At 54.7% G+C, this 12,106-nt stretch carries 10 protein-coding genes; all 10 read right to left on the bottom strand.

Annotated elements, in window-relative coordinates:
* Positions 1–11 precede the first annotated feature (11 nt).
* The 10 genes from modD to HV041_RS07145 all read right to left on the bottom strand — a co-directional run bounded on the left by modD (position 12) and on the right by HV041_RS07145 (position 12,091).
* On the bottom strand, positions 12–869 hold the full coding sequence (modD, locus tag HV041_RS07100) for a ModD protein (RefSeq protein ID WP_121584732.1): 858 nt from the start codon (positions 867–869) through the stop codon (positions 12–14).
* Entirely contained in the window at positions 866–1,678 is an 813-nt protein-coding gene (locus HV041_RS07105) for a class I SAM-dependent methyltransferase (protein ID WP_121584731.1), read from the bottom strand. Before HV041_RS07105 ends, modD begins: the two co-directional genes overlap by 4 nt.
* A 9-nt stretch (positions 1,679–1,687) precedes the next feature.
* Entirely contained in the window at positions 1,688–2,449 is a 762-nt protein-coding gene (locus HV041_RS07110) for an ABC transporter ATP-binding protein (protein ID WP_121584730.1), read from the bottom strand.
* A complete protein-coding gene (locus tag HV041_RS07115; RefSeq protein WP_121584729.1) occupies positions 2,446–3,432 on the bottom strand; it encodes an iron ABC transporter permease in 987 nt (328 codons plus the stop codon). Before HV041_RS07115 ends, HV041_RS07110 begins: the two co-directional genes overlap by 4 nt.
* On the bottom strand, positions 3,432–4,454 hold the full coding sequence (locus HV041_RS07120; protein ID WP_048211436.1) for an ABC transporter substrate-binding protein: 1,023 nt from the start codon (positions 4,452–4,454) through the stop codon (positions 3,432–3,434). The genes HV041_RS07115 and HV041_RS07120 overlap by 1 nt, the downstream gene beginning before the upstream one ends.
* A 208-nt stretch (positions 4,455–4,662) precedes the next feature.
* Positions 4,663–6,375, bottom strand: a complete 1,713-nt coding sequence (locus HV041_RS07125) for an alpha,alpha-trehalase (RefSeq protein ID WP_048211437.1) — start codon at positions 6,373–6,375, stop codon at positions 4,663–4,665.
* Between the two features lie 172 nt (positions 6,376–6,547).
* Entirely contained in the window at positions 6,548–7,978 is a 1,431-nt protein-coding gene (dhaM, locus tag HV041_RS07130; RefSeq protein WP_121584728.1) for a dihydroxyacetone kinase phosphoryl donor subunit DhaM, read from the bottom strand.
* 10 nt (positions 7,979–7,988) lie between these two features.
* Positions 7,989–8,621, bottom strand: a complete 633-nt coding sequence (gene dhaL / locus HV041_RS07135; protein ID WP_005122292.1) for a dihydroxyacetone kinase subunit DhaL — start codon at positions 8,619–8,621, stop codon at positions 7,989–7,991.
* Positions 8,622–8,632: 11 nt separating this feature from the next.
* Positions 8,633–9,703 (bottom strand): dihydroxyacetone kinase subunit DhaK, encoded by a 1,071-nt coding sequence (gene dhaK, locus HV041_RS07140; RefSeq protein WP_005122294.1) that lies wholly within the window; start codon positions 9,701–9,703, stop codon positions 8,633–8,635.
* Positions 9,704–9,979: 276 nt separating this feature from the next.
* Positions 9,980–12,091 (bottom strand): hypothetical protein, encoded by a 2,112-nt coding sequence (locus HV041_RS07145; RefSeq protein ID WP_121584727.1) that lies wholly within the window; start codon positions 12,089–12,091, stop codon positions 9,980–9,982.
* Between the last annotated feature and the right edge of the window lie 15 nt (positions 12,092–12,106).

Raw genomic sequence — 12,106 nt, forward strand, 5'->3', positions numbered from 1 at the left:
ATTTATAAATGTTATATGCCACGTGCGTCCGGGCTCAGGCTAACTTTGATATCCGCCGGTGGGGCGTAGTAAGGCGCGGAGGTGATAAAGAGTCTGATGCCACAGTCGAGATAACTCGCCAGTGAGGCGAGGGTAATGCCGCCAGTCAGCGCCAGCGTGCAATGGGGAGCCAGAGAAGGTGCCAGGCGAGCGATGTCTGCTGCCTGCTCGGGGGTAAACTTATCGAGTTGCAGTACATCAGGGGCAGCATGTAGCGCGTCCAGTGCCTCATTGGGGGTATCTGCTTCGACCACAATCTTTTTTTCTGGCGCATGGGCGCGTAGTTGCGCGATTGCCGCGGCCCAGTCTTTCGGATCGGCAAGAAAGCGGCGATGATTCGCAAACAGCAGAACGGTTTCGGCGCACCCGCCCCGGTGGATAATGCCTCCGGCAGCAAGGATCGCCTGGGTAGCCAGCATACGGGTGCCAGGGATAGTTTTGCGGGTGCAGGCAATCTGGCCATCAGGATAGCGCTGACGCAGGATGCTTAGCATATCGTCGAGATAGCGTGAGACACCGCAACTCCACTCCAGCACGTTCTGTACCGCTTTCCAGCCCTGGTGTAGTGCCGCCGCGTTACCGTGCGCGCGTAGAAGTAACTGTCCGGTACGCGCCCGTTCGCCATCGGGCACAAGGTCGGTAACGGTCAAACCCAGTGATGTCAGCATTTGTCTGGCAACAGTGGTTCCGCTTACACACCCGCCCTGGCGGTGATAAAAACCCATATTTCCTGGCTGTGCGCCGATACCTAACGCGCGGGTTGTTAAATCGCCGCCCTGAATATCCTCCAGCAGCAGCGCATCGACTTGCGCCTGTGAGAAGTAGATCATTGCAGCGCCTCCCGCGGTACGCTGTCCCACCAGATAAGCGCCCAGTCGCGACTGGCGGGAGCGATGGTGCCGGGGTCCTGCTGATGGTACCAGTGCTCCAGACGCTCAATTTCGTCGGTGCTCAGTTCCCCCATGCTCCAGCGTACGTTCTCCAGAAAATGTGTCCAGGTGCTGTTGTCCTGCTGACAGTTTGGTCCACGGATAAAATCAACATGTGCGTGAATGCCCATCTGATACAAAACATTCAGTGCATAGATATAGTTGGGAAGCTCAATCACCTCGCGCCCTAACGCGCGCTGAATCGTGGGCGATACAAATGAGGAACTGACGAGATGGGTGGTGTAAACCCGTAACCGTGCCTGATTATTCAGTTTGGTCATGGCCTGGCGCATATCGGCAACCAGCGTTGAACGTGAGGCGACGGCAATATCACACTGGGGCAAGTCGTCCCAGTGTGCTTCCCATGCGCGCTGCACCCACTGTACATGGCGCGCGCCCATCTGCCCGGCACGGCGAGCGGCAACGCTCAGCATTCCCTGGCTGTAGTCTACGCCGTAAACGATCGGCATTTTTTTGGCCAGCGCCAGCGCAACCGTTCCGGGGCCGCAACCCATATCAAACAGTGATTCAGCACCTTTCAGGTCAATCTTGCTCAATAACTGGAGCAGGTAGTTGTCGGTTAATGAGGCGCAATTTTCTGCCATTTTTTCCGCGCGTTTGTCCCAGTGTTCTGGTTTTTTCTCGGTTCGCTTCGCCTGAAGTAACTGTTTGCGGTACAGGTCAGCAAAATCAATGTCGTCAATGAGCATCGTGATTCCTTAATCGTGTGAGCCAAAGAGGTGATGGGCTATTTGTGAGGGCGTGACCCGATACAGCGTGGCCAGACGTTCAGCAGCCAGTTGGTGTTCAGGCCCCCCCTGTGACACCAGACCATCTGGCTCGACGCGCACCACGCTGTCGGCAATGGCCCGTGCATGCAACGGATGGTGGGTCGACATCAGCAGCGCCATGCCCGAATTTTTCAGCGTGACCAGGGTGTCGAGCAGTCGGATCTGGTGACCAAAATCGAGGCTGGAAGCAGGTTCATCCAGCAGTAAAAGACGTGGACGCTGTGCCAGCGCACGGGCAATCAACACCAGTTGACGTTCGCCACCGCTCAGGGTGTTCCAGCGCCGGGGCGCGAGATGCGGGATTGCCAGCACGTCCAGTTGTTCAAGGGCGATGTCGCGTTCTTTGCCGCCGGGAACGGCAAATGCCGCCATTTGCGGGGCCAGTCCCATCATCACCAAGTCCAGAGCCGTGAAGGCAAACGCACCGTCATGTGCCTGAGGAACCCAGGCGATGGCGGCAGCGCGTTCCCGGTCGCTGAGATGATTCACCGCGATACCATCAAGCGTAATCTGGCCAGCAAGCGGTTGAAGAACGCCAAGAATGGTACGCATCAGCGTGGTTTTCCCACTGCCATTGGCGCCAATCAGGCAACAAATTGACCCTGGCGCGACGCTAAACGAGACATCGCGTAATACTGGGTGCCGGGAATGGTAGCCGAGAGATGCATGTTGTACGCTCAGCAGCGTCATTGTCGGCCTCCCCGGAGCAGAAGTAACAGGAAGAAGGGGGCACCAATAAACGCGGTCAGGATCCCCAGCGGGATTTCCGTGCTGCTCAGAGTGCGGGCAAGGGTATCTGTCAGCAGCAGTAAAATAGCGCCGATCCCCATTGAAACAGGCAGTAGCCGTTGGTGGTTGTTCCCACAAAGCAGTCTGCCAATGTGTGGCACCACCAGCCCAATCCAGCCAATAATTCCGGCAATCGCCACAGTACAGGCGGTGATAAGCGTGGCGCAGATAATCAGCCAGAGCCGTAGCCGGGAAACGTTGATGCCCAGAGAACGGGCTTCATCATCCGAGAGGGTGAGTAAATTCATACGCCAGCGTAGCAGCAACAGCGGCACCAAACCGGCCACGATCAGCGGTGCGGACAACCACAGGTCATGGGCGGTGATGGTCGACAGACCACCGAGTAGCCAGAAGGTAATCGACGGTAGCTGGGTATACGGGTCAGCCAGCGTTTTGATGAGCGAAATCCCTGCGCCGCACACCGTACCCAGCGCAATGCCGACCAGTACAAGGGTGAGTACCGGATCGTGGCGTTTTACCCGCTGGGTGATGAGCCACACGCCCGCCACCACGAACAGGCCGCCGACAAACGCATACAGTTGAATAAACAGGATCGGTAAACCGAGCAGGATGGCGGTACAGGCCCCTAAACCCGCCCCGGCTGCCACGCCGAGAATATCCGGCGACACCAGTGGGTTACGGAACATACCCTGATAAGTGGTCCCTGCGCCCGCCAGTGCCGCGCCCAGCAGCAATGCAGCCAGAATGCGTGGCAATCGAATCTGCCAGAAGACGATTTTGTCCTGGGGCGGCACGCCCGGATGGTCAGCAATGAGGTTTATCACCTGCTGGGCATCCAGGCGATATGCACCTGAAACCGTTGCGACGATGACACACACGGCAATGGCTGCGATCATCAGAGCACTCAGCGTAGTCATTCTCATCAGGGTGTCACCAGCTTTTGAAACTGTGCATCGCTTAATGAGGTGTGCCAGAACAACTCTGCGTAGCGCTGCATATCGGTCTTAAAGTGGGTTTCAATTTTGGGGTCAAGCCAGGCGTGCAGGCGACGTAATCCCAGCAACCGGTTGATGCCCGGCGGGGCGTCCAGCCAGCCAAACGGCAGTCCGCTGAGAAACAGAATACGTTGCTCAGCAACGGCTTTAACCCCTTGCCAGACGGGATCTTCTCGCAGGTACTGTGCGGTGACTGCATCCTGAACCAGAATAATATCGGGCTGCCAGCTCAACAGATTTTCCATGGATACCTGGGTCAATCCATGTCGTCCCGGGATTTGCGCGACATTGTGTAATCCCAGTAACTCTGGTGCTTCGGTATGCAGTGAACCCTGTAAACCGGTTTCCAGTCCTCTGGCACCGCGTGCGGCATAAAAGCGCAGTTTTGCTGCGGGGGAGTGCGAAAACGCATCTGCGTCATCAATAAATCGACGGGCAAGTGCGGCCTGTGCCGAGGCCCGTGTTGCGGTACCCAGCGCAGCCCCTGCGGCTTGCAGTTGTGCCGGGGTTTGTCGGAGCTCGCCGTTAATCAGCAGCCACGGAACGTGCGTTTGCGCGTTGACCTGCCGGGCTTGAGAAAGCCAGGTTTCATCAGCATTGCCGCAGTCAACCACCAGATCGGGTTTCAGCGCTAACAAGGCCTCCAGTGACAGGGTGCTGGCGCGTCCTGCCAGTCTTCCCAATTTCGGTAACGCCAAAATGTCATGATGGAATGGCACTGCGGCCTGGTGAGAAAAATCAAATGATGAAAATCCCACCAGTTTTTCCGGTGCGACAGCCAGCAATAGCATATCAGCAGGTGCTCCGGCGCTGACGACGCGCTGGATTGCCTCGGGTGACGGCGGTGAACCGACAGCAACGGTAAGCGGTGTTTGGGCAAGGGCCGGAAAATGGCGTAACAGCAGCGCAGATGCCACGAGCTGGGCAAACATCCTTCTTGTCAGTGGCATTATGTTGCTCCTGAACAGTGATAAAATCGCTATATATTTACATATACAGCGAATAAAAACATGTTCAGAATCAATTTCACACGGATGAAAACAGGGGCTACCCCATAAGGGCTAGATGCAATGGATACACCTGAAATGGAGATACATGGCACCAAAAAATCCGCGACATGGCGCGGATTTAGAGGAGACTGAAGACACCAGAAGAAGATTAGGACGTCGGTTGAGTCTGCTTTTTGGCCTCGGAAGGCGTGTTACTGGCGGGGGCGGGGCGCGTTGCCGGTACGCTGTCGCAGGGTTTATCTTTAGCGCATATCAGATCGAGCATTTTTAACGTTACGCCGTTGGTCCAGCCGAAACCATCCTGTAGCGGGTATTCGCCACCGCCGCCGCCGGTTCCTGTGCTGCTCACGTCATACTTCTCAACCAATTTTTTCTCACGATCGTACGTGTGCTGCACATTGGTGAGGAATCGCCAGGTGACATCCATAGCGACATCATTTTGGCCATAGTTCTGTAATCCCGAGGCGGCGACCCACTGTAACGGCGCCCAGCCGTTGGGAGCATCCCACTGCTGGCCGCTTTTCACCGACGTGGTTGCAAGGCCGCCAGGTTGCAACAGATGCGCCTGAGTTGCTGCGGCCACCTTGCCGGCGCGATCTTTTGCCGCCGCATTCACAAATAAAGGGAACAGCGCGGCGGCAGTTAACTGATTACGGACTTTGTGGCTCTTCAGATCATAGTCGGCATACCAGCCTTCTTTGTCATTCCACAACCAGGTTTCAATCCCTTTTTGGCGGGCATTGGCAAAGCCCTCGTACTGCGCTGCTTTGGCATCGTCACCTGCGGCTTTGCTGGCGAGAGCGATCATTTTCTCCATCTTGTATAACAAGGCATTGAGATCGACAGGCACAATGCTGGTGGTGCGCAGGGTACTTAGCTGGTTGGGGTTATCCATCCAGCGTGAACTAAAGTCCCAGCCGGATGCGGCGGCTGAGCGCAGGTCGCGATAAATTTCAGTGGCAGGGCGGTTCGGATTGCTTTTCGCGGTGGCAATATCCTCAACCCAGGATTCAGGTCTTGGCGTATCCCGGTCATCCCAGTAGCGGTTTAAAAGGGTGCCATCAGCCAGTTTGACCACACGTTTATGCTGTTGACCGGGCTGAAGTGTTTCGCCTCCTTCCATCCAGTAGCTGTACTCTTTTTGCATCTGCGGGAGGTATTTTTTCAGCGCGTCGTTACCGTCATGCTGCGCCAGCAGTTCAACCATAAAGGCAAAGAACGGTGGCTGTGAACGGCTCAGGTAGTAGCTTCGGTTGCCGTTAGGAATGTGCCCCCAGGAATCAATCTCATAAGCGAAGTTGGCCACCATATCAGAAACCTTGTCCCAGCGATTGCTCTCGGCAAGCCCCAGCATAGTAAAATAGCTATCCCAGTAATAAATCTCACGAAAACGCCCGCCCGGCACTACATAGGGTTCTGGTAGCGGCAGCAGAGAGTCCCATTTTTCGACATCGGTGGTTGAGCGAGTGAGTACCGGCCACAGTCCGTCAATATGCTCGCGGAGTGATTGCCCGGCCGGGGGCACGTATTTCTCACCCTCTTTTGGCAACGTAAAATTCACTTCCACAAAATGGCGTAAATCAAAGCCGGACTGATTTTTCTGCATCCGATAATCGGCAAGGATCATCAGTGGATCGCTGTTGGGCACTGCGTCGGCAAAAGTTTTCTGATCGGGAAATAGCTTTGCTGTCTGTACATCATTGAACAATGGACCAAGCAGAATATCAGGAGGAGAAGGCGTAGCGACAGGTGAATCCTCAGCGTTCGCAGTAAAAGAGGCCAGAGCAAAAAAGGTGCTTGCGAGCGTCAGTTTTATCGCCACTGAGAGCAGGCCAGGATGGCGAATTGCGGGTGTTATCATCGGTTAATCTCCTTAGCGGCGTGCCGAAGTTGCGGCATCTACCATGAGAAAACCTTAGTTCAGGATCGACCGTTGCGCGTGATCGGCCCCCCATTTTGCGATTAAACAGACATTTCCTGACGGAGGGAGTGAAATAGCCCACCTTTTACAGATAAAGGGTGGGCTGTGGGTATCAGCCCGCGAGGATCACCCGATTTGCTACACCGTCCAGAGTCAGAGCGTCACCCATCTTGATAGCATCGAGGGTTGCGCCTTGTTGGCATACCCAGCACAAGCCCATCTCGCGGGCGATAATCGCCGAGTGGGAGGCTTCGCTACCGGCGCGCAGGCAGATCCCTTTGATCGTGAGCGGGTCGAGTTGCAGCACGGTAGACGGATAGATGACATCGGCGACCAGAATGGTCGGTCGAATAGACGCGGGGATACGGGCACTTTCGCCGGTCAAATGTTGCAGCGTACGGGACAGCAAATCCTCAATATCAATGTATCGCGCCTGTAAATAAGGATCGTCGAGTTGCAGATACTGCTGACTCAGATCGCGCAGTACGTTATGCCAGGCATATGCTGCGCTACACTGCTCTTCACGCATCAAATCACAGGCCATATCGAAAAGCTCAGGATCGTCGAGCAGCGTGTGATGACCAGAGAAAATGGCGGCGATATCAGCGGAATACTTCTCCTCTGCCAGCGCGGTTAAATCACTCAGGTCGTCGAGTGTGCGTTGAATGGCCGCTTTTAGCCGCTGCTGCTCGTCCTGCATATCCGCGGTCGGGCGATGGGTGACTTGCGGTGAGAACGGCGTATAGCAAAATGCCGTACCCGTTGCCAGCGCTGGCACCGGTACTGCGATGCTTTCAGCGCGTGCTTCTTCGACGGACTCGCCAAAATTCTCAGCCGCCAGCTGTGTAAACGCAGCCAGCGCCGCGTCTGCCTGTTCACCTTTAGCAATCAGACGCAGCGTGTCATTACAGCGCACCTGCAGCAGTGCTATCTGATTCAGGCTGTCAGGGACGACGCATTTGCCGTTTTTTTCCAGCCACATGTCGGCATTAAAGCCAGACAATGTGGAGACCAGCCGCGATGCCGGGCGAACATGTATACCGTTGGGGTTTCTTACGGTCACGGCAACCGAACGAGCATCGGCATCGGGTGAGAATTCAGCGGGTGCTGTCTTCGCAACAGACGACGAAGGTAAACCCAGTTGCTCACGCTTGGCGTCGAGGGCATTCATGGCATCATTGATGACCCGATCGATATCAGCGCCTGCCGCAGCACTGACGGTTGCCGCCAGCGTACCTTCAACCAGCGGGGCAGCGCACAGACGCACCTTGGCGGCGATTGCCGGATCGAGCAGATCCAACGCAGTTTCCGCACTCAGTAACGCGCTGCCAATATCCATCATCACCAGCACGTGATCCGTGTCTGCCACTGACTCAATGGCCTCCATCACTTTGATGGGGTCGGTGCCAATGGGGTTCTCAGGATCGTCAATGCCTGCGGCAATAGCGAGTTTACAACCATCACCCATTAACATCTGTCGGGCTAACGCACCGACGCCTTCGCCCAGTTGGGCGCTGTGAGACACAATAACCAGGTTTACCATCGTTTTATCCTTACTCTCTGGAAGCCTGAGCCAACATTTGCATCATAAACATAACGGACGTTGCGCCGGGATCCTGATGCCCAATGCTGCGCTCACCAAGGTAGCTGGCGCGGCCTTTGCGCGCCTGCATCGTGATGGTGCTTTGCGCTGCGGCTTCTGCCTGGGCGCTTGCCGCCTCCAGAGCAGCCTGTACGCTCAGCTTTTGCTCGCTGGACTGGCGCAAAGATTCGACGACAGGCACCCAAACGTCGCACATGGTTTTGTCACCCGGTTCGGCTTTACCACGACTAATGACACCTTCCGCGCCATCACGCATCATCTGATACAACTCGTCAACCGTCAGGCTTTGATGGGCCTGAGTGACCTGCGCGGCGCGGATGAAAAAGGTGCCGAACAGCGGGCCACTGGCACCACCGACGCTTGAGAGCAGTACCATCCCGGTATTTTTCAAAATAAAACCGATGTCTTTATCCGCAATGGACGGGAGCTTTTCGACCACTTTACTGAAGCCGCGGTGCATATTCAGACCGTGGTCGGCATCGCCGATTTCCCGGTCAAGGCCGGTAAGAAAATCGCTTTCGGTGGTGAATATTTCGCCGCAACGATAGAGCCAGTTAACAATTTGTGTTCTGGTGAGGGACATCATGAATCTCCTTATTTACCCCAGTTGAGTGCAGGGGTGTGAACCGGTGCATCCCATAAGCTCAGCGTTTCGTCATCCACTTGTAGCAGGGTGATTGAGAAACCGGTCATGTCCAGAGAGGTGCAGTAAGAGCCAATCAGGTTACGTTCGATGATAATGCCGGCATCCTGGCAACGGCTTTCAAGGCGGTTATACACGCCGAAGAGTTCAGACAGCGGTGTCGCACCGAGATTATTGACCAGCGCAATAACGCGATCGCCGCTTTGTAGCGCGCGTTTGCTTTCTTTTCCTTCCTGCCATGCGCCCTGAAGGTGATCCCAGTGACGCAGCGTACGACTGTAATTGCCGTTTTCCAGCAGGGTATCAAACATTTCATCCACAGTTTGATCAAGCGAAGAGAATGGACGGCGGTCAATGCCGGGTTCGCCGTGGATACCGACGCCAAACTCCATTTCATTGTCCTGCAGGGTGAATGACGGTTGACCGGCCGCCGGAACGGTACAGGCACCAATGGCAATCCCGATGGAATGACCCTGATTGTTCAACTGGCGCCCCAACGCCGCGCAGGCATCCAGTGAGTCACCGCGTTCTGCGGCCGCACCGACCAGTTTTTCAATCAATACAGTATTTGCCACACCGCGACGACCGGCGGTATACAGACTGTCTTTCACCGCCACGTCATCATCCACGACCATCGTGGTGACTTTGACGCCGCTTTCATGCAATAGCTCGGCTGCCGTTTCGAAGTTAAGAATGTCGCCGGTGTAATTTTTGATTACCAGCAGTACGCCTTCGCCGCCGTCAATTTGCATGGCGCATTCAAACATTTTATCCGGCGTTGGCGAGGTGAAAATTTCACCCGGACAGGCACCGGAGAGCATACCCTGACCAATGTAGCCGCAGTGCATTGGCTCATGGCCGCTACCACCACCGGAAAGCAGCGCCACTTTGCCCATCACTGGCGCATCCGCGCGAGTGACATACACCGGGTCCTGATGCAGTGCCAGAGAAGGATAGGCTTTTGCCAGCCCGGCGAGTTGTTCGTTCAGTACGTCTTCAACACGGTTGATCAATTTTTTCATTGTTTATGCTCCGCAGACAGTCCTGAGATGGCTGCACATATCAGGCAGACATCTGATGTAGGGTATCGGTTTGTACAGCGCCACGGCGACCTCTCGCTGCCGATAAGGTAATTTTGCACACGGGTAGTCAAAAGAAAATTGATGTGATTGGCGTTTCAATACGGAACATTAGTATCTGGTAATGTTCCGTATTGAAACGTATTGGTGCATAAAACAGCGGAAGTGAGAGATGCGGCAAGGTTTATGCTGACGGCATCGTGAATAAAACGTTATTCCTTACTCTTCCTTGCCATTAAAATCGAAAAACCAGAACAAGATAAAACCAATAAAACCAAAAATTAGCAGAATAGCCAGGGTATAGACTTCATATCGTGCGGCATCTGCGGCAATCGCCTGTAATTTGTCCATTGCCGGGGCTGGCTGCTCTTTGAATAGCATGAGTTGCCATTCATAAAGGTTTGTTGTTTTTATCTCTTTAATCGGTTCCCAAATATGGTTAGCCGCCGCGCCGAGTGCTAAAGCGGAAAACAGTGCGCCGTAAATACGTTGACGTTTTTCCTGACGCTGACTAATCGCCTGGCGCATGAGCTGATCCAATTGCTCTATCTGCGCCATGAGCTCCTGGCGCTGTTCCGATAATCCCCACTGCCGCGAGAGATCGTCACTCAGCTGGTTATGCAGGGCATCGTTGCCGACCAAAGCACCTTTATTTATGGCTTTTAGCGCCCGGGCCTTGGTTTCCAGCATCATTTCGGACCAGTCAGATAAACGACGAATTTTTCCCTTTCGGTTGTGAATTTGCTGCGATTCGAGCAGATCCTTGAGCCACTGTTCAATCTGTTGGGCAGAGTTCGCCAGAAAATTTTCATACTCATGGCTGACATCCGCTACTGAACTGGCCGCTTTAATCAGTATTGCCAGATGTTTATCCTCTTCTTCGCGACAGAAGAATGTGACGCCATGACGGTGAGCGACGACCAGAATATTGCTGTACCACTGGCTGCTGTACTCGCTGGCGGGGGGGAGATCCGCAGGGCTCCGGACGACGCGCGTGCTATCGCTCTGTGCTGCCAGCCAGGCATGGAAAGTGGGGGTATCGATCATACGCATCAGCGGGACTATCGTAATATCACCGCCCTCCGGGATGCGATGCTGATAGACACGAATGCATTTACCCTTTGTGCGGCAATCAGGTTCGGGTAAAGCTATTGGCACAATGGCGTTATCAAGGTACCGGGTAAAATAATTTTCCCAGATTGTGGGTAAAACGTCTTGTTGCCAGGTCAGTTTCGAGCCTGGCTCTCCGGGCGCAAGCTGCTTCGGTGCCGCAATTAGCGTCATTCTGCCTTGATCGTCGTACCAGGGTTGGTTCGGTGCTCCTGGGATTAGTTTATCGCTTCCGGCCAGGCGATAGCTTTCGAGAAAACGCGGAGTATCGTGCGGGCGTAACCCTTGCCAGGCCGCATCTTCACGCTGTTCCAGAGCGGACCACAGGGCATCAAGGCGCGTCCCCTGAATGGGGTTGAGCGAAATAACGATATCATTGCCCGTGCCCACTTCTCGCGGGCGATAAATGGCCAGCAGCCCAAATCCATTGTGCGTCCAACTGCGTTCTTTGTCGCAGCGCGCGAGAATTTTCAGCATCCCGGAAGGGAGCGTTTCGGTGATAAACAGTGCATCAACCACCGTTTGCCGCCGGCCTGTGCCGAGGTCCAGCAGGAGCTGGCAGGTCACCGAACGCTTGATAACGTGTTGGTAAATCTGTTGCTCATACGCCAGACTTGCGACCGCACTTGCATAACATTGCGTGTGCATGGGCAAAATGCCAGCGGTGGGGTCTGGGTTGGCTATTATCATATCGCTCAACAGACGCAGGCAGGCCAGCATGTTGCGGCGAACAACGTCAGTATCATCCATGGATTGCTCGTACAGGCTGCTATGCGCGAGTGCGGATAACAAACAAGCGGCAGAACGCGTCGTATCATCCCCGTCCAGATAAATACCGCTTTCCCATGCGGCGACGTATTCCAGCCACGGGTGTGTTGATAGCGACAGCGAACCAGCAGCATCAAGATGGTTCAAAAACAGCAACAGCGTAAAACAGGTATCCAGAGAGAAATCTTCGATAACGATTCGTTGTATTCCCTGGACACTTGAGAGTTTACTGCGCCATATAGTCCATTGACGATCGTCGGCATTTGCCACCAGCTTACTCACCGAATTGTAGTGACCTGCACGGTATCCTTTGTTATTGAGCGCGACACCCTTTTGGCTTTCAGTATCATTCCCGTCGCCCAATCCGATCAGCAGGCTGCCAGCCGGTGCATCACGCTGCGACGGATTGAACTCGAAAGTAAACTGCGGCCATGCATTGTTGAATGCGAACATATAATTCTCTTCCGA

This window comes from Citrobacter sp. RHBSTW-00029, assembly GCF_014104295.1.
GTDB lineage: Bacteria > Pseudomonadota > Gammaproteobacteria > Enterobacterales > Enterobacteriaceae > Citrobacter > Citrobacter youngae.

Bases quoted from the DNA above. Each gene is read 5' to 3' on its own strand.
- HV041_RS07110 (WP_121584730.1), bottom strand. From the start codon at position 2,449: ATGACGCTGCTGAGCGTACAACATGCATCTCTCGGCTACCATTCCCGG.
- HV041_RS07145 (WP_121584727.1), bottom strand. From the start codon at position 12,091: ATGTTCGCATTCAACAATGCATGGCCGCAGTTTACTTTCGAGTTCAAT.
- dhaK (WP_005122294.1), bottom strand. From the start codon at position 9,703: ATGAAAAAATTGATCAACCGTGTTGAAGACGTACTGAACGAACAACTC.
- HV041_RS07105 (WP_121584731.1), bottom strand. From the start codon at position 1,678: ATGCTCATTGACGACATTGATTTTGCTGACCTGTACCGCAAACAGTTA.
- modD (WP_121584732.1), bottom strand. From the start codon at position 869: ATGATCTACTTCTCACAGGCGCAAGTCGATGCGCTGCTGCTGGAGGAT.
- dhaL (WP_005122292.1), bottom strand. From the start codon at position 8,621: ATGTCCCTCACCAGAACACAAATTGTTAACTGGCTCTATCGTTGCGGC.
- HV041_RS07125 (WP_048211437.1), bottom strand. From the start codon at position 6,375: ATGATAACACCCGCAATTCGCCATCCTGGCCTGCTCTCAGTGGCGATA.
- HV041_RS07120 (WP_048211436.1), bottom strand. From the start codon at position 4,454: ATGCCACTGACAAGAAGGATGTTTGCCCAGCTCGTGGCATCTGCGCTG.
- HV041_RS07115 (WP_121584729.1), bottom strand. From the start codon at position 3,432: ATGAGAATGACTACGCTGAGTGCTCTGATGATCGCAGCCATTGCCGTG.
- dhaM (WP_121584728.1), bottom strand. From the start codon at position 7,978: ATGGTAAACCTGGTTATTGTGTCTCACAGCGCCCAACTGGGCGAAGGC.